Source organism: Stenotrophomonas sp. Marseille-Q5258 (assembly GCF_946900935.1).
GTDB classification, from domain to species: Bacteria; Pseudomonadota; Gammaproteobacteria; order Xanthomonadales; family Xanthomonadaceae; genus Stenotrophomonas; species Stenotrophomonas nematodicola.
In genome coordinates this window covers 83,641-108,649 of the sequence record NZ_CAMPPN010000003.1, presented here as the reverse complement: position 1 = coordinate 108,649, position 25,009 = coordinate 83,641, and the positions used below count along the sequence as shown (strand labels likewise).

At 66.6% G+C, this 25,009-nt stretch carries 27 protein-coding genes and 1 tRNA gene; 11 read left to right on the top strand and 17 right to left on the bottom strand.

Annotation, left to right across the window (positions count from 1 at the left end; all coding sequences use genetic code 11):
• Positions 1-125: 125 nt before the first annotated feature.
• Positions 126-419 (bottom strand): hypothetical protein, encoded by a 294-nt coding sequence (locus tag OC534_RS02770; protein WP_262071340.1) that lies wholly within the window; start codon positions 417-419, stop codon positions 126-128.
• Positions 420-442: 23 nt separating this feature from the next.
• Positions 443-1,840 (bottom strand): histidine--tRNA ligase, encoded by a 1,398-nt coding sequence (hisS, locus tag OC534_RS02765; RefSeq protein WP_017355820.1) that lies wholly within the window; start codon positions 1,838-1,840, stop codon positions 443-445.
• A 141-nt stretch (positions 1,841-1,981) separates the two neighbouring features.
• Here hisS and OC534_RS02760 point away from each other — a divergent pair, with 141 nt between their 5' ends.
• On the top strand, positions 1,982-2,743 hold the full coding sequence (locus tag OC534_RS02760; protein WP_017355819.1) for a helix-turn-helix domain-containing protein: 762 nt from the start codon (positions 1,982-1,984) through the stop codon (positions 2,741-2,743).
• A gap of 34 nt (positions 2,744-2,777) precedes the next feature.
• Here the strand turns inward: OC534_RS02760 and thrC are convergent, their stop codons facing one another.
• The 5 genes from thrC to OC534_RS02735 all read right to left on the bottom strand — a co-directional run bounded on the left by thrC (position 2,778) and on the right by OC534_RS02735 (position 9,653).
• Complete coding sequence (gene thrC / locus OC534_RS02755) at positions 2,778-4,070, bottom strand: threonine synthase (RefSeq protein ID WP_262071339.1); 1,293 nt, start codon at positions 4,068-4,070, stop codon at positions 2,778-2,780.
• A gap of 35 nt (positions 4,071-4,105) precedes the next feature.
• Positions 4,106-5,035 (bottom strand): homoserine kinase, encoded by a 930-nt coding sequence (locus tag OC534_RS02750; RefSeq protein WP_153164224.1) that lies wholly within the window; start codon positions 5,033-5,035, stop codon positions 4,106-4,108.
• Positions 5,032-7,554, bottom strand: coding sequence for a bifunctional aspartate kinase/homoserine dehydrogenase I (gene thrA, locus OC534_RS02745; RefSeq protein WP_262071338.1), 2,523 nt, complete (start codon positions 7,552-7,554; stop codon positions 5,032-5,034). The genes OC534_RS02750 and thrA overlap by 4 nt, the downstream gene beginning before the upstream one ends.
• A gap of 347 nt (positions 7,555-7,901) precedes the next feature.
• Positions 7,902-8,849, bottom strand: coding sequence for a DMT family transporter (locus OC534_RS02740; RefSeq protein ID WP_262071337.1), 948 nt, complete (start codon positions 8,847-8,849; stop codon positions 7,902-7,904).
• Positions 8,850-8,921: 72 nt separating this feature from the next.
• Positions 8,922-9,653, bottom strand: a complete 732-nt coding sequence (locus OC534_RS02735; protein WP_262071336.1) for an AraC family transcriptional regulator — start codon at positions 9,651-9,653, stop codon at positions 8,922-8,924.
• A gap of 117 nt (positions 9,654-9,770) precedes the next feature.
• Between OC534_RS02735 and OC534_RS02730 the strand changes: the two genes are divergently transcribed.
• Complete coding sequence (locus OC534_RS02730) at positions 9,771-10,250, top strand: GNAT family N-acetyltransferase (RefSeq protein WP_136003950.1); 480 nt, start codon at positions 9,771-9,773, stop codon at positions 10,248-10,250.
• A gap of 7 nt (positions 10,251-10,257) precedes the next feature.
• Here the strand turns inward: OC534_RS02730 and OC534_RS02725 are convergent, their stop codons facing one another.
• Positions 10,258-10,545 carry a hypothetical protein gene (locus tag OC534_RS02725; protein ID WP_017356220.1) on the bottom strand — a complete coding sequence of 96 codons (288 nt, stop codon included), beginning with the start codon at positions 10,543-10,545 and terminating at the stop codon, positions 10,258-10,260.
• Between the two features lie 219 nt (positions 10,546-10,764).
• Here OC534_RS02725 and OC534_RS02720 point away from each other — a divergent pair, with 219 nt between their 5' ends.
• Positions 10,765-11,022: a hypothetical protein gene (locus OC534_RS02720; protein ID WP_262071335.1), complete on the top strand. Its 258-nt coding sequence runs from the start codon at positions 10,765-10,767 to the stop codon at positions 11,020-11,022.
• Between the two features lie 73 nt (positions 11,023-11,095).
• Here the strand turns inward: OC534_RS02720 and OC534_RS02715 are convergent, their stop codons facing one another.
• Complete coding sequence (locus OC534_RS02715) at positions 11,096-11,545, bottom strand: PA2169 family four-helix-bundle protein (RefSeq protein WP_017356218.1); 450 nt, start codon at positions 11,543-11,545, stop codon at positions 11,096-11,098.
• 209 nt (positions 11,546-11,754) lie between these two features.
• Entirely contained in the window at positions 11,755-12,972 is a 1,218-nt protein-coding gene (locus OC534_RS02710; RefSeq protein ID WP_262071334.1) for a hypothetical protein, read from the bottom strand.
• Positions 12,973-13,115: 143 nt separating this feature from the next.
• Between OC534_RS02710 and OC534_RS02705 the strand changes: the two genes are divergently transcribed.
• Both OC534_RS02705 and OC534_RS02700 read left to right on the top strand, forming a co-directional pair.
• Positions 13,116-13,487 (top strand): hypothetical protein, encoded by a 372-nt coding sequence (locus OC534_RS02705; RefSeq protein ID WP_262071333.1) that lies wholly within the window; start codon positions 13,116-13,118, stop codon positions 13,485-13,487.
• A 360-nt stretch (positions 13,488-13,847) separates the two neighbouring features.
• Positions 13,848-14,339 carry a DUF6265 family protein gene (locus OC534_RS02700; RefSeq protein WP_262071332.1) on the top strand — a complete coding sequence of 164 codons (492 nt, stop codon included), beginning with the start codon at positions 13,848-13,850 and terminating at the stop codon, positions 14,337-14,339.
• Between the two features lie 15 nt (positions 14,340-14,354).
• On the opposite strand, the gene OC534_RS02695 is transcribed toward OC534_RS02700, so the two are convergent.
• The 5 genes from OC534_RS02695 to OC534_RS02675 all read right to left on the bottom strand — a co-directional run bounded on the left by OC534_RS02695 (position 14,355) and on the right by OC534_RS02675 (position 17,132).
• Complete coding sequence (locus OC534_RS02695; protein WP_262071331.1) at positions 14,355-14,840, bottom strand: hypothetical protein; 486 nt, start codon at positions 14,838-14,840, stop codon at positions 14,355-14,357.
• 51 nt (positions 14,841-14,891) lie between these two features.
• Positions 14,892-15,677 (bottom strand): DUF3011 domain-containing protein, encoded by a 786-nt coding sequence (locus OC534_RS02690; RefSeq protein WP_262071330.1) that lies wholly within the window; start codon positions 15,675-15,677, stop codon positions 14,892-14,894.
• Positions 15,623-15,970 (bottom strand): hypothetical protein, encoded by a 348-nt coding sequence (locus OC534_RS02685; RefSeq protein ID WP_262071329.1) that lies wholly within the window; start codon positions 15,968-15,970, stop codon positions 15,623-15,625. Before OC534_RS02685 ends, OC534_RS02690 begins: the two co-directional genes overlap by 55 nt.
• 339 nt (positions 15,971-16,309) lie before the next feature.
• Complete coding sequence (locus tag OC534_RS02680) at positions 16,310-16,792, bottom strand: hypothetical protein (RefSeq protein ID WP_262071328.1); 483 nt, start codon at positions 16,790-16,792, stop codon at positions 16,310-16,312.
• 7 nt (positions 16,793-16,799) lie between these two features.
• Positions 16,800-17,132 (bottom strand): hypothetical protein, encoded by a 333-nt coding sequence (locus OC534_RS02675; RefSeq protein ID WP_262071327.1) that lies wholly within the window; start codon positions 17,130-17,132, stop codon positions 16,800-16,802.
• Positions 17,133-17,200: 68 nt separating this feature from the next.
• Between OC534_RS02675 and OC534_RS02670 the strand changes: the two genes are divergently transcribed.
• The 4 genes from OC534_RS02670 (at position 17,201) to OC534_RS02655 (ending at position 21,309) form a co-directional block, all read left to right on the top strand.
• Entirely contained in the window at positions 17,201-17,524 is a 324-nt protein-coding gene (locus OC534_RS02670) for a hypothetical protein (RefSeq protein WP_262071326.1), read from the top strand.
• A gap of 180 nt (positions 17,525-17,704) precedes the next feature.
• On the top strand, positions 17,705-18,694 hold the full coding sequence (locus OC534_RS02665; protein ID WP_262071325.1) for a tyrosine-type recombinase/integrase: 990 nt from the start codon (positions 17,705-17,707) through the stop codon (positions 18,692-18,694).
• A gap of 75 nt (positions 18,695-18,769) precedes the next feature.
• Positions 18,770-20,443 (top strand): AAA family ATPase, encoded by a 1,674-nt coding sequence (locus OC534_RS02660; protein ID WP_262071324.1) that lies wholly within the window; start codon positions 18,770-18,772, stop codon positions 20,441-20,443.
• A gap of 2 nt (positions 20,444-20,445) precedes the next feature.
• Positions 20,446-21,309, top strand: a complete 864-nt coding sequence (locus OC534_RS02655) for a DNA adenine methylase (RefSeq protein ID WP_262071323.1) — start codon at positions 20,446-20,448, stop codon at positions 21,307-21,309.
• 151 nt (positions 21,310-21,460) lie between these two features.
• Here the strand turns inward: OC534_RS02655 and OC534_RS02650 are convergent.
• Positions 21,461-21,537 (bottom strand) — tRNA-Arg (locus tag OC534_RS02650).
• 124 nt (positions 21,538-21,661) lie between these two features.
• Positions 21,662-22,507, bottom strand: a complete 846-nt coding sequence (gene kdsA / locus OC534_RS02645) for a 3-deoxy-8-phosphooctulonate synthase (protein WP_262071322.1) — start codon at positions 22,505-22,507, stop codon at positions 21,662-21,664.
• Positions 22,508-22,662: 155 nt separating this feature from the next.
• Between kdsA and OC534_RS02640 the strand changes: the two genes are divergently transcribed.
• Positions 22,663-24,195, top strand: a complete 1,533-nt coding sequence (locus tag OC534_RS02640) for an aldehyde dehydrogenase family protein (RefSeq protein ID WP_136003836.1) — start codon at positions 22,663-22,665, stop codon at positions 24,193-24,195.
• The gene (locus OC534_RS02635; RefSeq protein ID WP_262071357.1) at positions 24,195-24,995 is read left to right on the top strand and encodes an SDR family oxidoreductase; all 801 of its coding nucleotides are present in this window, start codon (positions 24,195-24,197) and stop codon (positions 24,993-24,995) included. Before OC534_RS02640 ends, OC534_RS02635 begins: the two co-directional genes overlap by 1 nt.
• Positions 24,996-25,009: the final 14 nt, after the last annotated feature.

Sequence of the window (25,009 nt, the reverse complement as noted above, 5' to 3'; positions counted from 1 at the left end):
CGGACGGGAGCGCCGCCTAGCAACGGGCGGCTCGACCGGACGTGGTGCCAGGGTATCGGGGGGCGGCGGTGCCGAGGGGTCGAAGAACGATGGCGGATGACAGATAAGCCGACCGACGGTCCGCTCTACCGGGGGGTGCGCTGGCAGCGCACCTCGGCGCGCAGGGCGCCGCTGCGCAGGCATTCGCCGAACAGACTGCCCTGGCGGCTGGGAATGGGCTGCAGCGCTTCCAACGGGCCGGCCCGGCCGCCGCACGTCCGCGCGGCGAGGGCTTCCAGATCCAGCTCCAGCGGATTCCGCTGCGGCGGCGCCGGGAGGTGAACATGGCAGCGGTCCGCCTCCAGCCGGTAGTGTCCCGGCCCGATGCGCAGGCTGTGCAGCGCCGGGTCGCTCTGGCACCCGGTCAGCAGGAGTGCCATCAGCGCCCCGGCCGCGGCCTGTCTCACGGCATGACCTTGGCCTGTTCCAGCTCCACCTGGAGGGCGCTGGCCAATTCCTCGCGGGCAACCTCGAACTGCTGCTCGCGCAGCAGGTCCTTGACCGCGACCACGCCGCGCGCCAGCTCGTCCTCGCCGGCCAGCACCACGAAACGGATGCCCGCCTTGGCGGCGTACTGGAACTGCTTGCCGATCTTCTTCGGCTCCATCTGCACTTCGGCATTGATGCCGCCGGCACGCAGGCGGCGGGCGATGTCCAGCGACTGGGCCAGACCGTTGTCGTCCATCAGCGCCACCAGCGCATGCACGCTGCTGTCCTCGATGCCGGCGATCAGCCCGGCTTCGCGGAGCTGCCAGAACAGGCGGGTCAGGCCGATCGAGATGCCCACGCCGGGCAGACGCGACTTGCTGTAGTGGCTGGCCAGGTCTTCATAGCGGCCGCCCGAGCAGATCGACCCGATCTGCGGGTGGTCGGTGAGCGTGGTCTCGTAGACGGTACCGGTGTAGTAATCCAGGCCGCGGGCGATGGAGAAATTCAGGCAGTACGCGGTCTCCGGCACGCCCAGCGCCTTGACCAGCTCCAGCACCTCACGCAGCTCGGCCACGCCGGCCTTGAGCATGTCGCTGGCGGCCGGGTCGGCCAGCAGTGCATCCAGCTGCGCCAGCGCATCGGCGTGGCTGCTGGAGCGCACCGCGACGAACGCCAGGATCCGCTCGACCTGCCCGGCCGGAATGCCGAAGCCCTCGCCCACCAGTGTCTCGCGCACGTAGTCCGGGCCGCGTTTGTCCAGCTTGTCCACTTCGCGCAGCACCGCCAGCTGGCGTTCGCCATCGGCCACGCCCAGGCTTTCGAAGAAGCCGCGCAGCAGCTTGCGGTTGTTCAATTGGATGCTGAAATCACCGATGCTCAGTTCGGCGAACACCGCGTGGATCACGGCCAGCACCTCGGCGTCGTAGCGCACGCTCAGGCTGTCCTTGCCGATCACATCGATGTCGCACTGGTAGAACTCGCGGAAACGCCCGCGCTGGGCGCGCTCGCCGCGGTACACGCGCTGCATCTGGTAACGGCGGAACGGGAAGGTCAGGTCGTGCTCGTGCTCGGCCACGTAACGCGCCAGCGGCACGGTCAGATCGAAACGCAGGGCCAGTTCCGGCAGGCTCCGGTCGCCCGCTTCGGCCGCATTGGCCAGCGCGCCGGTGGACTGCACGAAATACACCTGGCGCTCGGTCTCGCCACCGGACTTGGTCAGCAGCACGTCGGACAGCTCGAACACCGGCGTCTCCACCGGCAGGAACCCGAACCGCTCGTAGTTGCGGCGGATGACGTCCAGCATGCGCTGGAACGCGATCTGCTCACGCGGCAGCAATTCCATGATGCCGGGCGGCGTACGGGGCTTGATCACTTGCGGGACTCCTGCAAAACGGGGGGATGAGCGAGCTGCGTATTCTAGCCGCAGCCGGGCGGCGGCACCTCGTCCGGCGGGCATGGCCCGGGCCAACGACCGCATGACGTATCATAGGCAGGCCCCGCTCCCTGGTTCGACATGACCCGGCCTCACCCCGGTAACGCCCTCTCCGCCGTTGAAGACCCTGCCACGCCGGGCTGCTCGCCGCTGCGCGACTGCCTGCACTGCTCGGTGCGCCATCTGGCGGTGTGCTCGGCGCTGGCGCCGGACGAGGTGCTGGCGCTGGAGCGGGTCACCGTGTCGCAGCCGCTGCCGCTGGGTGCCAACCTGGCGCGCGCCGGCGAGCCGCGCCATCATGTCTATACCTTGACCGCCGGCGCGCTGCGCCTGGTCCGCACCCTGGCCGACGGCCGCCGTCAGATCAGCGGCTTCGTACTGCCGGGCGACTATCTCGGCCTCAGCGGCAGCGACCACCACCGCTATGACATCGAGGCCATCGCCGACAGCCGCGTGTGCCGGGTCGCCCTGCCGCAGATGAAGGACCTGCGCGCGCGCTTCCCGCACCTGGAGCGCAAGCTGCTGCAGCGCGCCTGCCAGGAGCTGGATGCCGCGCAGGACGCCGCGCTCGCGCTGGGCCGTCTGCAACCGGCCGAGAAGCTGGCCGACTTCCTGCTGCGGCTGGCCGCGCGCGAGGCACGGCTGGGGGGCGACGGGACACGCGTGACCCTGCCGATGGGGCGCGGCGACATCGCCGACCACCTTGGCCTGACGATGGAGACGGTCAGCCGCACCTTCACCAAGCTGCGCCAGCAGGGCCTGATCGCCCTGCCCCATCTGAACACTGTCGAGATCCTCGACGAAGATGCGCTGCGCCAACTGTCGGCCGACGAGGCGTACTGACGCACGGCCGGGCTCCCTCCGGCGTTGACGGGCGTTACGGCTGCAGCAGCACCTCACGCAACGCGGCGTAGTCCGGCGCGCAGGGTTCGGCGCTGGCCGGGCGCTGCAGCAGCCGGGCCAATGCCGGCGGCACCTGCAGCGCACGGCCGATCAACGGCTCGACCACCCCCTCGAACTTGGCCGGATGCGCGGTGGCGGCCACCGCCCAGTCCCCCGCGACCCCCTCCGCGCGCAGGCGTTCGAGCAGGGCGACCGCCGTTGCCGTATGCGGACAGAACACCTCGCCCGCCTGCGCATACCGCCGCGCGATCAGGGCCCGGATCGCCGCATCGTCCATCGCATCGGCACGGAAGTCGGCCCGCAATGCCGTGTCGTCCTCGGCATACAACCAGCGCAGCCGTTCGAAATTGCTGGGTGCCCCCACGTCCATCGCGTTGGCCACCGTCTGCACGCTGGCGGAGGGTGCGTAGTCGGCGCCGTGGAAGTAACGCGGCAGCACATCATTGGCATTGGTGGCCAGGGCGATCCGGCCCAGCGGCAGGCCCATCGACCGCGCCAGTACCGCGGCCATCGCATTGCCGAGGTTGCCGGTGGGCACCACCAGGTTCAGTACCTGCCCGGTGGCGGCGTGGTGTTCCAGCGCGGCGTGCGCGTAATAGCTCATCTGCGGCAGCCAGCGCCCGAGGCTGATGCTGTTGGCCGAGCTCAGCGGCACCTGCGCCTGCAGCGCGCGGTCGCCCAGCGCCTGCTTGACCATCGCCTGGCAGTCGTCGAACGATCCGGCCACGCGCAGGGTGCGGATGTTGTCGCCGAAGCAGCCCAACTGGTGCGCCTGGCGTGGCGATACCCGCCCATCCGGATACAGCACCACCACCCGGATACCCGGCTGGCGATGGAACGCGGCCGCCACGGCAGCCCCGGTATCGCCGGAGGTGGCCACCACGATCGTCAACGGGCGGGCCTGGTCGCGCTGCAGCCGGGCCAGGCTGGCGGCGAGGAAGCGTGCCCCGAAGTCCTTGAATGCCGCCGTGGGCCCGTGGAACAGTTCCAGTACGTGGTCAGCCGGGGTGGACAGGGCGCGCAACGGCGCGGGGAAATCGAACGCCTGCGCGCACAGCGCCGGCAGCGCCGCGGCCAGCGCATCGCCGGCGAAGTACGGGGCGAGCACCGCTGCGGCATCCTGCGCGAGGCTGCCCCGCGCGCGCCATGCCTGCGGTGCCGGACGTTGGGCGGGAACGTACAGCCCGCCATCAGGCGCAAGCCCGGCAGCAATGGCCTGGCTCAGCGAAGCGGCGGGGGCGGCATGACGGGTGGAAACGAAATTCATCGGACATCCTGGGGAAAGGGAGAGGATCGCGGCGCTCACAGCAGATGCGCGCCGGGCGCGTTCAACGGCGACACCCAGGCCTGGCTGTCGAACCCGGCATTGGCGAACGCCTGCTGCACCGCCGCCTGCGCGGCCTGCGCCGCAGCGGCATCTTCGAACCAGGCGAACACGCTGGGACCGGCACCGGAAATGCTCGCCCCCATCGCATCGGCCGCCAGCGCCGCATCGCGGGCGGCGTGGAAGCCGCCGATCAGCCCGGCACGACGCGGCTCGACCAGCACATCGCGCAGCCCGGCGCGCACCAGCGTCGCATCGCCGGTGTAGCAACCGCTGAGGACCAGCGCGAGGTTGGCGCTCTGCGCGACAAACTCCGACAGCGCGTACGCGCCCTGCAGGGCCGCGCGTGCGCGCCGGGTTTCCAGCACCGCCTCGGGATGGACCAGCAGGCTGTGCCACCCCGCCGGCACCGGCACCGGCACCAGCCGGTCGGCCGTGCTCAGCACCACCCCGCCCAGCAGCATCGGGCCAAGGTTGTCGCCGTGGCGGCCACCGCTGGCCACCGCCTCGCCGGTCAACGCGAACGGATACAGCGCCTCGCGCGCCAGCGGCACCGCCAGCAGCGCGTTGGCGGCCACCAGCGCGGCCACGCACGATGCGGCCGAACCGCCCATGCCCGAGCCCAGCGCGATGCCCTTGTCGATCTCCACCGCGAAACCGAACGGCAGCGCCAGTGCCTCGCGCAGCGCGATCAGGGCGGCTCCGGCGGTGTTGTCTTCGGCGCGCAACGGCAGGTCGAACGGGGTGCCGCGGATGGCCGCGATGCGCACCTCGGGCGCATCGATCCGCCGCACCGTCACGGTATCGCCTATGCCGGCAATGGCATGGCCGAGAATGTCGAAGCCGACGGCCGCGTTGCCGACCGACGCCGGTGAGAACGCCCGGGCCTGGTCCGTGCCTGCGCTCACAGGCGCGCTCCTTCACCGGCGGCCACGCGCAGCAGATCGGCGAACACGCCTGCCGCCGTCACGTCCGGCCCGGCCCCCGGCCCCTGCACCACCAGCGGGTTGTCGCAGTAGCGGCGCGTGGTGAACTGCACCACGTTGTCGGTGAGCCGCAGGCCTGCGAACGCGTGCCCCGCCGGCAGTTCGACCAGCCCCACCGCCGCGCCCTCCGCCGACAGCCGCGCCACGTAGCGCAGCACCGCCCCGCGCGCCCGCGCCTGCGCCAGGCGCTCGGCGAACACCGCATCCACTGCGCCCAGCCCGGCCATGAAACCCTCCACGCTGGTCTGGCGCAGCGCTTCGGGCACCAGACTCTCCACCTGCACCTGCGCCAGGCTCAGCTCGCGCCCCGCTTCGCGTGCGAGGATCACCAGCTTCCGCGCGACGTCGACACCGGACAGATCATCGCGCGGGTCCGGCTCGGTGTAGCCCATTCCGCGCGCCTGCTCCACCAGCGCCGAGAACGCTACCTGCCCGTCGTACTTGTTGAACAGCCACGCCAGCGTGCCGGAGAAGATGCCGTCGATGGCCAGCACTTCGTCGCCGGTATCGACCAGGTCGCGCAGCGTGGTAATCACCGGCAGCCCGGCGCCGACCGTGGCTTCGTAACGGAAGCGCGCACCGCTGGCGGCGGCGGCGTCGCGGATGGCGTGATAGCGCGCCAGCGAGCCGGCGCCGGCCTGCTTGTTCGGCGTGACCACGTGGATGCCGGCCGCCAGCCAGCCGGCGTAGCGGTCGGCAACGTCTGCGCTGCCACTGCAGTCGATGATGACCGCATGCGGCAGGTGCGCCGACAGCAGATGCGCAGTAAAGGCGTCCAGGTCGCTGGGCACGCCGCCGGCCGACAACGCCTCGCGCCACGGCCCCTGCAGGCTGCGCGGATCCAGCAGCATCCGGCTGCGCGAGGCGACCGCGCGCAGCCGCAGGTCCAGGTTGGCCCGGCCCAGCAACGACGCCTGCGCACCCTGCAACTGGTCCAGCAGCGCTGCGCCGACGTTGCCGGGGCCGATCACGCCGACCGCGAAGGTCTGCGGCGACAGCCAGAAGCCGGCGTGTGCCGCACGCAGCGCCTTGGTGGCGTGCCGGCTGTCCACCGCCACCGAGATGTTGCGCTCGGACGAGCCCTGCGCGATCGCCAGAATGTTGACCTGCGCGCGGCCGAGCGACTCGAAGAGCCGCGCGGCCACGCCGGGCTGCCCGGCCATGCCGTCGCCGACCGCTGCCAGCACGCTCACGTTGTCGGTGACCTGCACGCGCTGCACCTGGCCCAGGCTCAGCTCATGGGCGAACGCGTGCAGCAGCGCATCGCGTCCACGGGCCACTTCGGCCTGCCGGACCACGCAGCAGATCGAGTGTTCGGACGATCCCTGCGAGATCATCACCACCGATACGTGCGCGTTGCGCAGTGCCGCGAACACGCGCTCGGCGGTGCCCGGCACGCCGATCAGGCCAGTGCCTTCCAGGTTCAGCACCGCCAGATCCGGACTCAGTGTCAGGCCTTTGATCGGGCCGGACGCGGTGCGCTCGGCCGTGATCCGCGTCCCCGGATGATCGGGCCGGAACGTGTTGCGGATGATGATCGGCAAGCCGCGCTCGATGGCCGGCGACATCGTCTGCGGATGCACCACCTTGGCGCCGAAATAGGCCAGTTCGCAGGCCTCGTCGTAGCTCAGCGCCTCCAGCTGCACGGCTTCGGGGACAACGCGCGGATCGGCCGACAGCACACCATCCACATCGGTCCAGATGTGCAGTTCATCGGCATTGAACAGCGCGGCGAAAATGGCACCGGAGTAGTCGCTGCCGTTGCGGCCGAGAGTGGTCACGCGGTCGCGCCGATCGCGAGCGACAAAGCCGGTGGCCACCACGCGGGGAGCCGGGTGCGCCACCCGCCACTGCTGCAGGCGCTGGGCGCTGACGGCCCAGTCCACATCCACGCCCAGTTCGCCGCGGTCGACCACCAGTACGTCGCGCGCATCCAGCACCTCGCACGCCACGCCGGAAGCCTGCAGGTAGTGCCCAAGCAGATGCGCCGAGTACACCTCACCCAGGCCCTGCACCCGATCAAGCACTTCGGCCGGCAGCTCACCGATCACTGCCAGCGCGCCCAGCACTTCGGCCAACTGGTCGAAACGCGCATCCAGCCATTCCACGGTCGCACCGGCATGCTCGCCCAGCAGCGCCACGGCCGCCCCGCGGTGCCGCGCGCGCAGGTCGTGCCAGTGGTCCCGCCAGGTGGGCGCGTTGTCGGCGGCCAGCCCGGCCAGGGCGATCAGCGCGTCGGTGACCCCCTTCATCGCCGACACCACGGTGATCTGGGTCGCCTCCTCGCGCGCCAGCAGCAGGTGCGCGACATGGCGGTAGCGCTCGGCATCGGCGACCGAGGTACCGCCGAACTTGTGGACCACGGTCGCGGTGACCGCGCGCAACGGCGCGGCAGCAACAGGGGCTTCGTCGGAACAGGGGGGAACGGCGGCAGAAGACATGCTGACCTCGATTCGAGGCCCCGCGTCATTCAGGCTGAAGGCATCCCCCGCAACCTGATCTGGGTGCGGGGCCGTGGTTTTCGGAAATTACGCGAAGACGACGGGCCGCACCAGGCGAGTGGTGACGGTGGTAATGGTGGTGGTACCGGCAGCCACGACCGCGCGACCCGCAGAGGCGGGAAGCGACGTCAGGGCGGTGGCGGTACGCAGGTCCATGCGGCAAGAAAACTACGCCGGCCCCGCGACTGTCAAGTGCTGCGTTGCAAAAAAGCCGATGCGGCCAACGCCACGCAACCTCGGCGAAACGGTTGCGAATGTGACCATCCTTGCAGCGTGCGGCCTGGCGGTCAGCCGGCGTGCTCGGCCACCGCCCGCGGCGGCCGATGCGCGTGCGCGCACAACAGCACGCCGGAGACCAGGCAGACGATCGCCACCGCCTCCATGTGCGTGGGCCAGCGTTGCTGCCAGGCGAATCCGTACAGCAGCGCGAACAGGGTCTCGAACACGATCATCTGCCCGGTGAGCGTCAGCGGCAGATGCCGGCTGGCCCGGTTCCAGCAGGCATTGCCCAGCACCGAGGCCACCACCGCCACACCGGCGCTGACCAGCCAGAACAGGCCCCACTGTGCCGGCGGGTGCGCGGGCGTCCCGGCGAAGAAGGCAGTGGGTACCAGCAGCAGGGCCAGCGCACCGGTCGCCACGCCGGTGAGCAACGACCAGTCATGCCCGCTCAGGTCGGGACGACGCGCCAACCAGCGGCTGTTGCCAATCGAGTACACCGCCCACGAGAACAGCGCGCCAATCGCACACAGCAGGCCGAGCAGACGTTGCGCGGCCGACCCCTCCGCATGTTCGGCCTGCAGCGCTTCGTAGCCGACCAGCGCCACCCCGCACAGGCACAGCAGCAGCGCCGGTGCCAACCTGCGCAGCGGCACTGCGCCCTCCTCGCGTACGCCGGCCAGGGTGACCACCACCGGAATCAGGCCGACAATCAGTGATGCCGCCGCGCCACCGGCCCACTGCACGGCAGTGGCCAGCAGCAGGAAGTAGACCAGGTTGCCGGCCAGACTGAGCCACAGCAGGCCCCGCCACTCGGCCATGCCCAGGCGGCCGTGCAGCTGCCGCCAGCGTGGCGCCAGCAACACCACCGCAATCAGCCCATACACCAGATAGCGGCCAGCCGACAGCTGGTCGGCGCGGAAGCTGGCCAGCATCGCCGGCGCCAGAAACACCACGCCCCACAGCGCACCGGCTGCGATGCCATTGGCGATACCCCATCCGATCGATCGATTCATGCGCCTGTGGCGGCCCTGCAGAGTCTGGACGCGGCAGTGTAGGCACGCCGCCCCTGCCCGTCTTGACCGGAACTACTGCCGCGCGTTGCGCCGCACGTCGGTCGGCGTGACGCCACACTCGCGGCGCAATGCCCGGGTCAGCGCACTCTGTTCGGAGTACCCGGCCTGCACCGCGATCTGGGCGATCGGGAGATCGCTTCCGGCCAACTGCGCACGCGCCCAGCGCAGCCGGCTGGCTGCCACCCAGGCCTGCGGCGTCAGATCAAACGCCTCACGGAACAGCGCATGCAGCCGGCTGCCGCTGACACCGGCCTGCGCCGCCATCCGCGCGACCGGCCACGCCTGCCCCGGCTCGGCATCGATGGCGGCGCACAACGCATGCAGGCGTGCGCGCCCGCCGGCCCGCCCGAACGACTGCAGCAGCAGCGGCAGTCCGCGCCGCGCCACCGACGCCGCCACCCGCCCCTGTGCATCGCCCAGCGCAACGGCCTCGCCCACCAGCGCGCGCACCGGCCGCGACAGCGCCAAGAGCGGCTGACGCCGCCACCCCTGCAGATCATCATCGTCCAGCAGCGCCTGCGGGCAGTCCACGATCAGGAAGCGGTTGTCGCCCCGCGCGCATTGCGCATGACCGGCATCGGGCACCACACAGGCGCCCAGCACCCGGTCCAGCACGACGCCCTTGCCCTCCAGCTCGAACGCCAGATCGCCGCGCACCGGCAGCACCCATTGCAGGAAGTCGTGGCGGTCCACGCTGGAGGTGGTGCCGTAGCTGCGGAGGTGGAAGGCGGGCGAGGCGGACATGGGGAACATCGTAGGGCGGCACGTCCCAGTGTGGGCGCGGCGTCAGCCGGGCGCAAACGGCGGCGGTTCCAGCCGGGCCGGTGCTATAGTCGGGCGGCCATTCATGCAGGTGCCACGATGCAGTTTTACGTCCTCAGTGAGCATCCCGAATGGATGCCCCTCCTCGCCCAGTGGTACTTCGACACGTGGGGGTGCCATGTGCCCGGGCACACGCTCGCCGATGAGCAGCAGCGACTCGAGGTGTTCCTGCAGGCAGACGAGCTGCCGCTGCTGCTGGTCGCGGTGGACAACGACGTACCTGTCGGCGCCGCGCAACTGAAGTTCCACGAACGCACCGAGCGTCCAGAGCGCCTGCACTGGCTGGGCGGCGTGTACGTGGCGCCCTCGCACCGTGGCACCGGCCTGGCCGCGACGCTGATCGACGCGCTGGTGGCGCGCGGCGCGGCGTTGGGCGTACGCGACCTCTACCTGCAGACCGAGGTCGATGATGGCGGCCTGTACGCCCGGCATGGGTGGCAACGGCTGGAATCGACCCGCCACGCCAGTGGCGTACCGGTGCGCATCATGTGGCGCCCGCTCGCTGCGGACGCCGGCTGAGGCCGGATCAGCGGAAGCGCACCGGTTGCGGCGCCGGCCGATCGGCCAGCGAGCCCAGCGTGAAGGTGTAACCGGCCTCTTCAAGCAGCTTGCGCATGCGCAGCTCGGCGCGCTTGGGATAGGCCAGCGAGGTCGGCGCGTGCAGGGCATAGGAGGTGGACTTGCCCGGCAGCGATTCACGCGACACCGAGGACTGGTTTGTCTCGCACGCATTGGACCACAGGTCCATCAGCGCCTTGGGTCCGATGGATTGATTGTTGCCAAGACGAAGCGTCAGCCAACGCATGTGTTCCATAGGGGATCCAAAACGGTCTCTGGTTCCGAGTATGCACCAATTCCCGCACCCCCGTACGTCACCGTCGGTAACGCCCCCGGCATCGGATTTCCGACAGTCGATCTTCATGAACACGTACCCGGCGCGGGAATCAGACGAACGGTAGTTGCAACCTCTCCGGCATCGACGCACAGTGCGCCACGCCGCCCCCGCGGCAGCCCTTGGATACCACGTGCCGCCATGCCCGCCACTGCCCATCAGCAAGCGGAATTCAGGTTCGCGCGCGAGTCGCTCGCCCAGCTCTGGCGTAGCGATATGCGCCAGGCGGAGCGGTGGGCGCGGTATGACCTGATCCGTGAGCACCTGGTACGGCAGTGGCCTGCGCAGGCCACCCGGATCGACTGCATGATGCTCGACTGGGTGAGCGCGCTGCGACACCCGGCCCCCCCGGCGGAGGCGACCGATACCGTTCGCGCCGATCCGGACTGCGCCAAATGAAAACGCCCCGGCAGGCCTGCCGGGGCGTTTTCGTTGGACATCCCGCCGTGCGCCACGACGGGCGTCGGTGTGGTCAGCGCTTCATCGCATGCTTGCGGTCGCGCATCACGGCATGGCATTCCTGCACCTGCGGCAGCAGGCGCTGCACCTGGTCGCGTGCAGCCGGCGGAGTGTCGGCATCGGTCAGTGCATCCTTGAACGCCTTCAGCAGGCGGTCTTCGGACTCTTCCAGTTCGGCGACATAGCCATACTGCGTGTCGCCCAGCGTCGCACGCACCTTGCCGTAGAACTGCTGCATGCTGCCGACGAACGTGCCGTGATCGGCGGGCTTGCCACCGGCGGCGAGCACCGTCGTGCTCAGCGAACGGACGATCTCGTCCTTGACGCCGGCGATGCGGGTGAAGAGCGCCGCAAGCTCGGCGTCTTCGACCTTGCCCGCCGCCTCGGTGTAGAACGCCTTGCCGTCGCGGGCAATCTCGATGAGGTCGTTCAAGCTGTGCGTGGTCTTCGATTCAGTAGTCACTGCGGTGTACTCCAGTCTGTTCCGGGAAGCCCGTGGTGTTGCTCGGGTGGAATGACTTTTCCGCATTGCAGATGATGCCCGCGTGACACGAAAATCCTGCGATTCAGCCACGTCATCGCATCGTCTGAACCATGTTCACGCCGCGTGCCGGAGACGTGTTCGCCGCCTCCACGCGGCGGCGAACACGCCCTGCTCCCGTGTGGCGTGGACTACAGGCCGCGAAGGCCCAATGCGGACACACGGCCGAACGGCATCACCGTCAGTCTGTCGCAGTTGCCTGCACCGACGCCGGTCCACTTGCCGGACTTGACGATGCCGAAGCCGGAGTTCTGCCAGAACACCGCCGCACCGCTGTCGCCGCCGGTACAGGACAGTGCACTGCCCTCCACCCGTACCCAGTCCGGGTTGCAGGCGATGCTCGCCCCGCAGGTGCCTTCGGGTACGTGCGTCACCGACACCACCCGGCCACAGCTGTAGCCGGACACCGCGCCACGGAAGCACAGGTTTGAGTCCTCCATCGGTGCGGCATACATGAACAAGATCGAGCGCTTGCCATACTCGCTGTTCGAACTGCCGAACACTTCCTGCGTCACGCCGTGTGGCGCCGGGATGGTGTGCCACTGCACGTCATGACTGCCGTCGAAAATGGCATTCTGGAACGTCAGCGGGAAGGTCACCTTGGTGTTGTTCTGGGTACTGCCGTAGTTGCCGTAGATCAGCGCATCCGGACAGTGCGCGGCGGTGATGATGCCGCGGGTGTTGGTGGCCTTGTGCAGCACGGCAAAGCCGGTGGTGCAGTAGTCATTGTTGTTCTGCAGTACCGCGCCGCCGCTGGCATTGGACGCGTTGCTTTCCCTGCCCTGCGAGTGCTCCAGCTCCACCTTCAACCCGGATACGCGCTCGATTTTCGGCAGCACCCGCGCGTACCGGGCGGCCTCGTCGGCATTGCCTTCGATACTCACCACAACGCGGTTGTCGCCCGCGAAGCCGGTGATGCCCGATACGCCCGGAATCAGGCTGCGGATCAACGGGGCGGTGTCCTTGATCCGTGTGCGGAACTCCTCCTGGGTGAAGGTGCGTCCGACACGGAATTCCACCCGCGTCTCGCCGCTCGCCGTGCGGATCACCCGCGACGGCACCGGGCGATCGCCTTTGAGATCCACGCGGATGTACTGGTCGGGAGCGTGCATCAGCCGGATCGCGGTGAACCGCTCGGCGAACTCGCCCTGGAGATTCTCGCTGAACGGAGCCAGTTCAGCCTGGACCTGCAGCCGGCGTACCGCCTCGTCCATCGTCACCTGATCGTGGCCGGCCATGTAGGCCTTCACCGCCACCGCCAGTTCCTCGTCTGTTTCCGCGTCCTGTGCAGCGGCCACACCCGACCCTGCCACGCCCGCCACCATCAACAGCCATGCCATCCGTTTCATCTGCAGTCCTCTCATGATGTTGTCATGAGGCCCACGGCGCCGCCGCAGGCCTCGTGAAACTGCACCTTCATGTGCAGCAGAGAGAACCTATCACTCACACCAGATGTGAAATGGGGTATCAATTGCAGAACCGGCAGGCACCCATGTCCAAGAGCGCGTACCATGCCGGCATGAACACACCCGATCCAGACCGCAGCGCGCCGCGCCTGCTGGGCTTCGACGTGCCCGATCTCCAGGCCGATGTCGATCCTGAGGAAGACGAGGCGATCACCGCGATGCTGGATGTCGAACCTTCGGCCCCGTGGCTCGTGGTCTTTCGCCGCCAGGTGGAAGCACTCAAAGGTGAGCTCGGCCTGGCCAGGGTGCTCATGTCGGGCCGGACGATCCGCTTCTACGGCTCGGTCGCCGACAGCCGCCGCCTGGCCAACGAAGTTGCCGGGTTGATTCACGATGTCACCGCCGAACTGCGCGGCAACGGCCGCACGCGCGCAGACGCGCACGCCCGTCGCGACTAGGCGGCGCACCTCCGCGCTGCGTGCGGGGCCGGCGGCGGCTCGCCGGGGGGCTCTTCGCGCGGCGGCGGGTCAGGCGGCGGATCGCGCTCGGGGGGCACTTCGTTCGGCGGCTCACGCGGTGGCGGGTCCTGCCGGATCGGTTCTTCGACCGGGGCCGGCGGCGCGGTCGGTGGCTGGCCGGGCTGTGGCACCTGCGCGACGGCATGTGACCCGGCACGGACGTGCGCGTGGGCATCGAAGACACGCATGCGCGGTACTCCTGCAGAAAGATGCACCGAGCATGGCCCTGGCCATGTCAACGACGGGCGAGGACACGCATCCGGCCGTACACTTCCCCGATCACCCCGCGGGACGTCGACCATGCGCAGAACGCTGCTCACCCTTGGACTGCTCACGGCGGCCGGCGTATCGGCGGCCCCGCCGGCTGCATCGGACCTGGCCCCTCTGGCGTGGCTGGCCGGCTGCTGGGCGCGCGACGGCGCCGACGCTGGCAGCGGCGAGCAGTGGAGCACGCCCGCGGGCGGGACGATGTTCGGCATCGGCCGCACCGTCAAGGGCGGCCGCACCGTCGGTTTCGAGTTCATGCAACTGCGCCGGCAGGACGACGGCGCGCTGGCATTCATTGCCTGGCCCGGGGGTCAGGATCGCACCGCGTTCCGGGCGATCCGGATCAGTGCGGAGGAAGCCCGTTTCGAAAACCCCGACAACGACTTTCCCCAGCGAGTGATCTATCACCGCGACGGCGACACCCGTCTGCTGGCCCGCATCGAAGGCGCGGCAGATGATCCTGGCAGGGCCGTGGACTTCCCCATGACCCGCGTCGCCTGCGACACCGCGCCGTTGCCGCGCTGACGTCGCGCCGGGAACTCAGTCCAGGGCCGTCAGTGTCAGCTGCATCATGGTCTCTTCCGAAGGCGCGCTGTAGTCGAGCGCATAGCGCAGCTCGACCCGGAACATATCCTCCGACGCGGTCAGCCGGGTGAACCGTGCGGTGCCCGACCAGGCATCCACGCCGGTGTTGCCCAGGTAACCCACGATGCGCTGCCCCTGCAGGCAGGCGAGCGCGCGGTTGACGTTGTATTCCATGAACTCGGTGGACGTGTTGTCCATCAGCCAGGCGCAGAACCGCGTGGCCGCGAGGTCGCCCTCGGCGTGCGTGCAACGCTTGTAATGGTTGACCATCCAGACGCCACCGCGGACCAGCTCCACCGAACTGGATTGTCCGGGCGACAGCCCCTCTCCCCACGCATCGATCTGCGTGCACACCGCGTTGTCCGACGCCTTCGGACCGGTTGCGCACGCAGCCAGCAGCAGACAGGCCGCCCCCAGCACACCGCCGTTGAATCTCATCATGAGCCACTCCCTGACCGCATCGGGGAAGAGTGCCACGCGGGGCATCGAACGTCAGCGCTGGCGCATGCGGGTCAGGCTGGACACCGTGCCGTCGTTGCCGACCATGCACAGATGGCGTCCGTCGGCATAGTCGACGATGACTTCCATGTAGCGCTCACCGACCGGCACCTGGGTCACCAGCGTACCGTCCTCGCCCTTCCTGGCATTGCAGGCGGCCAAGGCGTTGCCACCGCCAGCGGCGGCAGACGAACGCGTGGGCGCGGACGTATTGCGGAATACCGCCCGGCAGCCACCACTCACCCACACCGAGTGACGCGAGAGCCCCCATGTCTGCCCCTCGACGCAGCGGGCGTGGCTGAGCTGGCGATCGACGATCACGGTGCCACGCGTGTTCATGTCGCAGGACGTCTGCCGCTGATCGTCCGATTCGCAGGTCACCTGATTGGGCAGGTTGTCATCGTCCCCGTCATCGCGGCGCGCGTCGTCATGGTGAGGATGCGCCGGTGGCGGGGTGCCAGTGGCGGTGGTTACCTGGCACACGCCGTTGGCCCCGCCCCTGCCGGTATAGGACACCTGCGCCGATCCGTCCGCACCGGTGCTCAGCGACACCTTCAGCCCGCTCCTGTCGTCACGCGCCTCGTAGTAGGTATCGCTGAAACGCTTCAGCACCGCCTCGCGGCCGTCCACATAGACCGAACCGCCCTCGTCGGCGTGGATCTGCACGCCACCCGGGCACTCGGCATTCACCCTCGGGATCGCGGCATGACTGCAGAACGGCAGCATCAGCGCACCCACCACCACGGGAACGGCAAGCATCCGGCCAATGGGATACGGCATCTGCGACCTCCTGGACGCGCGGGATCGCGCCGGTCTCGGTACGCCTTGAATCGCAGCAGCAGGTTGTCGTCGTCGGGCAGTACCTTCTTCGGCGTCTGGTAGAAGTCGATCCACAGGTGCAGCCTGCCCTCAGGCAGCTGCGTGCTCTTCCAGCCGGCCTCAAAAGCCAGCATCACAGCAGTCCGGCGGGCGACTTTCGTCGCCTTCGAACGAGCGCGCCAGTGCACACGCGCGTTCGGCGACAGGTCCTTGCTCGGCCAGGGGAGCACCAGCTCCAGCGCGCGCTCAGCCACCCTGCACCTCCGGAGAGCCCACTCGCTCAACGAAGTCAGACCCGAGGATGGCGGCGATGCGGGCCAGCTTCCACGCCGCGTTTTGCGTGCGACCGCGTCGATTCCATGCTCTCGGAACTTTCCGCGCAATCTCCGAATCGGTCATCGGCTTCTCCACCACCTCAAAGCTGCCAGCGGTGGCGCCACACCGAGAGCACTCTACCCAGGCATTGCTCGCGCGGTCGGGTCGGTAGAGACAGAACGCGATGGTGAGGCGCGCGGGACTGTCGCAAAAGGGACAGGGCAACAGCGCCGCCCAACCGTCTGGTAGCGTCTCGCGCTCGTAGGTCTTCGCCCTGCTCATGCCGCAGTCCGCTCCATCTGCTCCCAACTCGCCGACAGCCGCTGTACCCGGCCACCGCGCGCCACGAACTCCGCAACGGTCTCCCCCAGGACGGACGGACCTGCTGCCTTCCGTGCCGGCTTGGGGATCAGCGCCGCGCGTGCGCCGAGCGCCGCAACCGGCTCGGACCGAAAGTGCTCCAGTCGTGCCTTCCGCCGCGCCGCGCGGCGCCGACCTTTCTCCCGCCTCCGCTCGGCTTGCTGCGCCTCGTTGAGGCGGGGCTTCTCCATCGCCTTCCCGGTCAAACTGGAACGGGCGGTCCCGGCAACACCCACCCTCGCGACGTAATTGCGCGCGACCAGGTAGCGCAGAATCGAGATGACGCGGTCACGGTTCTCCTTCGCAGGCATTCCGGCTGCCGCGAGCAGTTCGTAAAGCTCCGCGTAGCTGCATCCGTCCGCAGGTGCTTTTGCCAATGGCATCAATGGCGGATGCCGCATGACGGCACTACTTAACCTTCGCTCGACCCAATACCTGAAGGACCTCGGCATAGGAACTCCAGCCCACGTCGGTGTCGGCGATTCGTTGCCCATCCTTATAGAAAAAGATGGTGACGGGATTGCCCTCTTCGTCATCCATCTGGTACGCCGCGACTCGGGTCAGAGCGGCCACGCTTATGTGATCAAGAGGCACACGATCAGGGTGGCTGTCGTAGTCCACCCAGTCCTTGCTCACGACGCCAAGAGGCTTGTAGTTCCGGTTAAGCACAAGCCACTTGCCGTCCGCCGTCTTCTGAATGCAGTACGGCAAATGGGTGTGGGCCAACTGTCCTATGGGCATACCGATTTCCTTGTCGATTCTCTGGATTGTTGCACAGCTTTGCCACGCCGCCACAACCGAGGTGCCATATGACCCAGCGACACATCAGCCACCCCGAGGGGCTGCCGGCATGCGCCGCCGGTCACAGCGCGCGCCACATCTACGATCTGCGCTGCCTCGCCGCAGGCGGCGGGCACCTGGTCGAATGCCGTTGCAGGGCGACCAGCAAGCACGCAGAGCCCAACGCGGCAATTGCGGAGTGGCGGCGCATCAACCGACCCGCCCGCAGCGCGCGCAAGATTCTGCCCGCGATCGATACGCCGGCCGCAGCCAAAGTCGTGCAGTTGGACTTCGGCATGACCCTAGCCTCCCCGCCGGGCTCGCGAACCGGAGGTTCCTATGGGCGCGGCTGAGAAGCTCGGCCTGTCGGGCAAGGACTGGCTGACGGTCGAGGAAGCCGCACACTACTGCGGCGTTTCCAACAGCCAGTTTCGCAAAAACGCCCTGAACTACGGACTGACACCCCGACGCTTCATGGGAAAGCAGTTGTACGAGAAGGCGGCGCTCTATGCCGCGATCCAAGGTGCGGAAGAATGGCAAAGGTTCGACTCTACTGGCGTGGCACAAAGGCCTACCTCGACTGGGCGGAAGGCGGCGAACGCTTTCGCCGGTCCATTGGGCAACCTGACGCCCGTGAGGCGGAGAGAATTCGTGCCGCGAAAGAAGCAGAGCTGACGCACGGTGTCCGGATCCTTGCCCGGCTGCCAAAGGTCCGCGACTACCTGGAGTGGTATCTGGACTGGTACGAGGCCGAGCACCCGACCACCATTTCGAAGGCCAGGAGCGAGGTGAAGCGCTTCATCGAGCGCTTCGGCCACAGGCCGATCGACAGCATCCGAGCGGTCAAGGTGGAGCAGTACAAGCGCGCCAGGCTGCTGGACGACAAGGCGGCTAAGGAAACTGTGGGGACGGAGATTCGACGGCTGAAGGCGGCGTTCAACCGCGGCGTCGAATGGAAAGAGCTGGACGTGAACCCGCTGGCCTCAGTGAAGGCGCCTCGCGGCGTGCGGAGCGTAGCAGTCAAGTTCTATGACCGGGCGGCAATGCGCCGGCTGTATCGCGCGAACCCTGGGCGGGCGCCGCTGTGGCTCTTCATGGCCCACACCGGGCTGCGGCGGGGCGAGATCATCGGTCTTGAGAAAAGCTCGGTAGTGGCCAGTCGCCTATTGGTGGAGAGCGACCCTGACGAGAGCGGCGAAGGCCGCACAAAGTCTGGCAAGTGGCGGGAGGTTCCCCTCAACCGCCATGCCAGGTGGGCGCTGCGCCACCTGCCCGATCCTCTAGTCACGGTGCACAAGGACACCGTATCGGACTGGTTCAAGAGGGATTCTGAGCTGGCAGGCGTAGGTGGGCACCTTCATCGGCTCCGGCACACCTTTTGCGCACACATGGTAATGGCTGGCGTGCCGCTGCGCCGCGTGCAACTCCTCGCAGGACACGCGGATTACGCTACGACGGAGAAGTACTACGCCCATCTGACTCCCGACGGCGATGAGCGGGCTGTGTCGAAGCTTCGCTTCTAAGGCCCTGCTCCCTCATCAATCCGCTTCGGCTATGCTTCGGCCACTCGCCGCCGCTGCAGAAGGATCGTTGGAGACATGGATAGCTTTGAGGGCGCCTTGCCAAAGGCGGATCTTGGATATGAGGACAATAAAGAAATTCCCATTCAGAGAATCTTGGGAATCAGAATCAATAAATTCCGAACTCTCGAGAATCAAGATGTACGACTCGGCAATCATCTAACCGTGATCTCCGGTCGAAATGGAACGATGAAGACCTCAATCCTCGGGCTGATCGCGCATCCATTCGATAGCGATGCGCGCGACGCGTTCGGCGCACCCTTGAAAACGATTCTATCAAACGTATTTAGGCTTTCGCCAGATCACGATACGGATGAATATACTTATGACCTACTCCTCCAGACACCAGAGGGTCTGCTTTCCGAGCAGGTAAGGATTTACTGGGTCGGCGATAAAACAAATAGGCATCGCGTTGTCGTATCGGGATCGGAAAAGGGAGACGGTAACTTCGCCCTTAATACTTCGTTCCTGAATCTTAAGCGCCTATTCCCGATGGTGGATACGAAGGCCAAGCCAGACCTCGAAGAGAACACCCAGCTCAACAAAAAGGAGGCGGCAGCTCTGGTCGACTTCTATGAGAAGGTATTCCCAAGTAGCGAGTACACCGCATTCACGCCGGTGCGAGAGAAGTCATTGAAGACGACTTTCGCACCTTCTGGCGCGGAAGCCCTTTATGATTGGACCGCAATCTCGTCCGGAGAAGACAATCTTGGCGCAATATTCAATAAGTTGGCGGGCTTCATGCGCAACCTGGCAAAGGATGGCACTTCAAACGGCATCCTCTGCATTGACGAGTTCGAGAGCAGCCTCCATCCAGCCGCCCAGAATCGACTGTTTGACTATCTCTACCGCTGGTCTCAGAAAAACAATGTTCAAGTAGTTGTGACCACCCACTCGCTCCACCTTATACAGCACGCTTACCTGACCTATCCTAAGGACATGGCGGCCAACCGAATTGCGATGAACTTCATCAGCAAGGGGAAGGCAAAAGGGAAGAATACGCCAGTACTGTACAACCCTCCAGCAGAGATAGCCTTTCGAGAATTGACCCTATCAACTCCTGAGGCCGCAGCAAAGGCACGGAAGATTGACGTCTTCTGTGAAGACGAGTACGCAATCCATTATGCCAAGCGCCTTATTAGATCCCAAAGTATTTTGGCCCTTGTTGAGTTTCACAGCTCTCTGGCGCCTGATGGCGACAAGCCCGGTACTGCGTACAGTGAACTAGCTAAACTCTGCACTTCTTTCCCGCTGCTTCTCGAAGGCTCCTTGGTTCTTTTCGATGGCGACGTTGCCGAGACGGTCACCGCGAAGATCAAGAATAAGTCACTCTTCATCAAGCTGCCGGATCCGGCAAACCTTGCGATCGAGAGAAGAATAATTCTCCATATCGTGGAACTGGCGAACGATGATGACTTCTTCATTCACTTCGACAAAGAGCGCGACGCATTCCTTGACGAGTTCAAACAAGCTGGACTGGAGGCGCTTTCGCCAAACTCGATTGCGGACGAAAAGATAGTCTCGATAGCTCGCTGCAAAGCGTGGGCAGATAATTCACCAAAGGAATTCAAGAAGTACGTCACGTACTATGCAAAAGGTGTTGATTCAGCCGCCTTTGTAAAGGCTTTTGTTGATCGTGTGAACACTATAAACTCCAGCCTTGGCCTTCCGCCCATCCCCGCCCAGGACTAGCCTTGTACTCCAACCGACTCTTCACACCTCTTCGCTACCCCGGCGGGAAAGCTGCGTTCGCGCCAGTGATCAGCCGCGTGATGCAGGTCAATGGACTGGACGGCGGGCACTACCTAGAGCCCTATGCCGGCGGCGCTGGCGTAGCTCTAGATGTGCTGTTCAGCGGACTGGCATCGCACATTCACATCAATGACATAGATCCCGCAGTGCATGCCTTTTGGCAGGCAGTTGTATCCGACGCGGACGGACTACTGAGGTTGATTCGAGATACGCCGGTGACCATGGAGGAATGGTTCAAGTGGCGAGATATTGTTCGAGGAGTTATTGATGTTTCTCAGACAGAGAAGGGCTTCGCGACATTATTTCTCAACCGCACCAACAGGTCGGGAATACTTAAGGGCGGCGTAATTGGAGGACTATCCCAGAGTGGCACCTACAAGCTCGATGCCCGCTACAAGAAAGATGTTCTGATTAAGAGAATCGAGCTCATTGCCGAGCAAGCACACAGAATTTCAGTTTATTGCGAGGACGCACTTAGCCTAATTCGCCGTGCAAGCGAAATAGTTGAAGGTCGTGGACTAATCTACCTCGACCCGCCCTATTTCGTTAAAGGAAAGGGTCTATATCGCAACTACTACTCGCCCAGTGACCACCAGAGTATCGCCAACGAGCTGCAATCAAGCACGTTCGCGACCCCTTGGGTGGTCTCATATGATGACGCGCCAGAGATTCGTGCAATGTACGAATCCTCTCGCGGGATTGGCTACTCACTCAACTACACAGCCCAGAGGAAGTATCGAGGAAGTGAAGCGGTATTCTTCTCTCCTGGCCTAGTCGTGCCACGCCTCGACGTCTTAGCTGCGTAGACGTAGACAAGGCCCAGACCCAGCGCGACCGCAACAGGACTCGGGTGAATGCGGGAGCGGCCTAGCTGTGCCAACTGTGCCAATTTGCGACCAAATCCGAGCGCAATAGAGCATCGGGCGACCGTGAGTGATGGTCTAAGTCTTTGATTTATGGTGACCCCGGCCCGATTCGAACGGGCGACCTTCCCCTTAGGAGGGGGACGCTCTATCCAGCTGAGCTACGGGGCCATGTGCGGTGCGGGCGCGCCGCGATGCCGCAGGCTGCACGCGGCATGGCGCGCGTGCAGCCGTGAAGGATACCCACATTCAGCGGCAGGACCAAGGCCGTCGCCACGCTGCGGGTGGGCGCGGGTCAGTGGATGTCCAGTTCCGGGAAGCCCTTGACCAGGTCGTCCACGGCCTTGATCTGGGTCAGGAACGGTTCCAGGGCGGCCAGCGGCAGCGCGCTGGGGCCGTCGCAGCGGGCATGGTCCGGGTCGCGGTGGGCTTCCAGGAACAGGCCGGCCAGGCCCAGCGCCATGCCCGACCGGGCCAGTTCGGCCACCTGGCGCCGACGGCCACCGGACGCCTCGCTGCCGGCGTCGCGGCGCTGCAGGCTGTGGGTGACATCGAAGATGGCCGGCAGTCCACCGGTGGATTCGATCATCTCGCGGAAGCCGAGCATGTCCACGACCAGGTTGTCGTAGCCGAACTGCGCACCGCGCTCGCACAGGATGATCTTCTCGTTGCCCGCTTCGCGGATCTTGGAGACGATGTGGGTGATCTGGGTGGGGCTGAGGAACTGCGGCTTCTTGATGTTGACCGCACGGCCGGTCTGCGCGATGGCCACCACCAGATCGGTCTGGCGCGCCAGGAACGCGGGGATCTGCAGCACGTCCACCACGTCTGCCACCGGCGCGGCCTGGGCAACCTCATGGACGTCGGTGATCACCGGCACGCCGAAGCGGCGCTTGACCTCCTCGAAGATGCGCAGGCCTTCGTCCAGGCCCACGCCGCGGAAGGACTTGATCGAGGAGCGGTTGGCCTTGTCGAACGACGCCTTGAACACGTACGGGATGCCGAGCCGGGACGTGACCGTGGTGAAGTGCTCGGCCGCGTGCAGGGTCGAGTCGAGGTCTTCGAGCACGTTCAGGCCGCCAAACAGCACGAACTGGAGACGGTTCCCGACGACAACACCTTCCGCAACGGTAACGTTCATTCAGATTCCTGGGGGCTTGCGAGCTGGGCGCCTATTCTACCGGCTCCCACCGGGGTGCCGGCCAGCAGGCGGCACTACGTTAGAATGGTGGTTCTGCATGCCGCACCCCACCCTGCCAGCGGCTGCGCCCTTTTTGATTCGCAACAGGAGTTTGCATGTCCTCTGACCTGCTCAAGGCCCTCGGCCTCGACGCGACCAACGCTGGCACCTACCTCGGCAACGGCGAGTGGTCCACCGCCACCGACGCCGGCGTGATCACCCCGGTCAACCCGACCACCGGCGAGGCGATCGCGCAGGTGTACGCCACCACCGACGCCGACTACGAAACCATCATCGCGCGCGCCCAGGAAGCCTTCAAAATCTGGCGCACCACCCCGGCTCCGCGCCGTGGCGAAGCCGTGCGCCTGTGCGGTGAAGCGCTGCGCGCCCACAAGGACGCGTTGGGGTCGCTGGTTGCCCTGGAAATGGGCAAGAGCAAGCCCGAAGGCGACGGTGAAGTGCAGGAGATGATCGACATCGCCGACTTCGCCGTGGGCCAGAGCCGCATGCTGTACGGCTACACCATGCATTCCGAACGCCCCGGCCACCGCATGTACGAGCAGTACCAGCCGCTCGGCCTGGTCGGCATCATCAGCGCGTTCAACTTCCCGGTCGCGGTGTGGGCGTGGAATTCGTTCCTGGCCACCATCTGCGGCGACATCTGCCTGTGGAAGCCGTCCAACAAGACCCCGCTGACCGCCATCGCGTCCATGCGCATCTGCAACGCGGCGCTGCGCGACGGTGGCTTCCCGGACCTGTTCTTCCTGATCAACGATGCCGGCACCGCGCTGTCGGAGAAGATGGTGGCCGACAAGCGCGTGCCGCTGATCAGCTTCACCGGCTCGACCCAGGTCGGCCGCACGGTCGCCGAGAAGGTTGCCCATCGTCTGGGCCGCTGCCTGCTGGAACTGGGCGGCAACAACGCGATCATCCTCGATGAAACCGCCGACCTGAAGCTGGCCATCCCCGGCATCGTGTTCGGTGCGGTCGGCACTGCCGGTCAGCGCTGCACCACCACGCGCCGCCTGATCGTGCACGAATCCATCCATGACGACGTGCTGGCCACGCTGATCAAGGCCTACAAGCAGGTGGAGGGCAAGATCGGCGATCCGACCGACCCGGCCAACCTGATGGGCCCGCTCAACAGCGACGGCGCCGTGCAGCAGTTCCTGGCGTCCATCGAGAAGGCCAAGGCCAGCGGCGGCACCGTTGAAACCGGCGGCACCCGCATCGACCGCGCAGGCAACTTCGTGCTGCCGGCAATCGTCACCGGTCTGAAGAACAGCGATGAGGTCGTGCAGCACGAGACCTTCGCACCGATCCTGTACGTGATGAAGTACAGCACCCTGGACGAGGCCATCGACATGCAGAACGGCGTGCCGCAGGGCCTGTCCTCGTCGATCTTCACCACCAACCTGAAGGCCGCCGAGCGCTTCCTGTCGGCGGCCGGGTCGGACTGCGGCATCGCCAACGTCAACATCGGCACGTCCGGTGCGGAGATCGGCGGTGCGTTCGGTGGCGAAAAGGACACCGGCGGTGGTCGGGAATCCGGGTCGGATGCATGGAAGGTCTACATGCGTCGTCAGACCAACACCATCAACTACTCCGATTCGCTGCCGCTGGCCCAGGGCATCAAGTTCGACCTGTGATCGATTCCGCCGCCAGCCGCGAACCGGCCGGTGAACCGAAGGGTCCGCGCCTGGATTACACCGGGCGCCGGGTTCTGGTCGCCGGGGGCAGCAAGGGCATCGGGCGGGCGATGGCGCTGGCGTTCGCTGCGGCGGGCGCCCACGTCTCGGTCTGCGCGCGGGGCGAGCCTGGGCTCGCCGCGCTGCGGGCCGATGCCCTGGCGCTCGGTCTGGACCTGCATGCCTGCGTGGCCGACCTGTCGCGACTGGAGGACATCGGCCGCTGGCTGGAGGACGCCGCCCACGCGCTGGGCGGCATCGATGTGCTGGTCAACAACGCAACCGGTTACGGCATGGGCGACGACGAGGCCGGCTGGGAGGCCAGCCTCACCATCGACCTGATGGCGGCCGTGCGCACCTCGCGGCTGGCGCTGCCCTGGCTGGAGCGCGCCGAGCAGGCCTGCATTCTCAATCTGGCGTCGATCGCCGCGCAGCAGCCGCGTCCCGGCGGCGCGCCGTACGCAGCGGCCAAGGCCGCGCTGATGCACTACACCACCTCGCAGGCGCTGGGGCTGGCGCCGCGCCGGATCCGCGTCAATGCCATCGCCCCGGGTTCCATCGAGTTCGCCGACGGCCTGTGGGCACGGCGGCGCGAACAGGACCGGGCCCTGTACGACCAGACCCTGGCACGCATCCCGTTCGGCCGCTTCGGCCGGCCGGAGGAGATCGCCCAGGCCGCGCTGTTCCTGTGCTCGCCGCTGGCGGGCTGGATCACCGGCCACACGCTCACTGTCGATGGCGGCCAGGTCCTGATGGGATGATGGCAGCGCAACGC

Excerpts from the sequence above, each read along its gene's own strand:
- OC534_RS02770 (WP_262071340.1), bottom strand. The coding sequence starts at position 419 with ATGGCACTCCTGCTGACCGGGTGCCAGAGCGACCCGGCGCTGCACAGC.
- OC534_RS02760 (WP_017355819.1), top strand. The coding sequence starts at position 1,982 with ATGACCCGGCCTCACCCCGGTAACGCCCTCTCCGCCGTTGAAGACCCT.
- thrC (WP_262071339.1), bottom strand. The coding sequence starts at position 4,070 with ATGAATTTCGTTTCCACCCGTCATGCCGCCCCCGCCGCTTCGCTGAGC.
- thrA (WP_262071338.1), bottom strand. The coding sequence starts at position 7,554 with ATGTCTTCTGCCGCCGTTCCCCCCTGTTCCGACGAAGCCCCTGTTGCT.
- OC534_RS02740 (WP_262071337.1), bottom strand. The coding sequence starts at position 8,849 with ATGAATCGATCGATCGGATGGGGTATCGCCAATGGCATCGCAGCCGGT.
- OC534_RS02735 (WP_262071336.1), bottom strand. The coding sequence starts at position 9,653 with ATGTCCGCCTCGCCCGCCTTCCACCTCCGCAGCTACGGCACCACCTCC.
- OC534_RS02730 (WP_136003950.1), top strand. The coding sequence starts at position 9,771 with ATGCAGTTTTACGTCCTCAGTGAGCATCCCGAATGGATGCCCCTCCTC.
- OC534_RS02725 (WP_017356220.1), bottom strand. The coding sequence starts at position 10,545 with ATGGAACACATGCGTTGGCTGACGCTTCGTCTTGGCAACAATCAATCC.
- OC534_RS02720 (WP_262071335.1), top strand. The coding sequence starts at position 10,765 with ATGCCCGCCACTGCCCATCAGCAAGCGGAATTCAGGTTCGCGCGCGAG.
- OC534_RS02710 (WP_262071334.1), bottom strand. The coding sequence starts at position 12,972 with ATGAAACGGATGGCATGGCTGTTGATGGTGGCGGGCGTGGCAGGGTCG.
- OC534_RS02705 (WP_262071333.1), top strand. The coding sequence starts at position 13,116 with ATGTCCAAGAGCGCGTACCATGCCGGCATGAACACACCCGATCCAGAC.
- OC534_RS02700 (WP_262071332.1), top strand. The coding sequence starts at position 13,848 with ATGCGCAGAACGCTGCTCACCCTTGGACTGCTCACGGCGGCCGGCGTA.
- OC534_RS02695 (WP_262071331.1), bottom strand. The coding sequence starts at position 14,840 with ATGATGAGATTCAACGGCGGTGTGCTGGGGGCGGCCTGTCTGCTGCTG.
- OC534_RS02690 (WP_262071330.1), bottom strand. The coding sequence starts at position 15,677 with ATGCCGTATCCCATTGGCCGGATGCTTGCCGTTCCCGTGGTGGTGGGT.
- OC534_RS02680 (WP_262071328.1), bottom strand. The coding sequence starts at position 16,792 with ATGCGGCATCCGCCATTGATGCCATTGGCAAAAGCACCTGCGGACGGA.
- OC534_RS02675 (WP_262071327.1), bottom strand. The coding sequence starts at position 17,132 with ATGCCCATAGGACAGTTGGCCCACACCCATTTGCCGTACTGCATTCAG.
- OC534_RS02670 (WP_262071326.1), top strand. The coding sequence starts at position 17,201 with ATGACCCAGCGACACATCAGCCACCCCGAGGGGCTGCCGGCATGCGCC.
- OC534_RS02665 (WP_262071325.1), top strand. The coding sequence starts at position 17,705 with ATGGCAAAGGTTCGACTCTACTGGCGTGGCACAAAGGCCTACCTCGAC.
- OC534_RS02660 (WP_262071324.1), top strand. The coding sequence starts at position 18,770 with ATGGATAGCTTTGAGGGCGCCTTGCCAAAGGCGGATCTTGGATATGAG.
- kdsA (WP_262071322.1), bottom strand. The coding sequence starts at position 22,507 with ATGAACGTTACCGTTGCGGAAGGTGTTGTCGTCGGGAACCGTCTCCAG.
- OC534_RS02640 (WP_136003836.1), top strand. The coding sequence starts at position 22,663 with ATGTCCTCTGACCTGCTCAAGGCCCTCGGCCTCGACGCGACCAACGCT.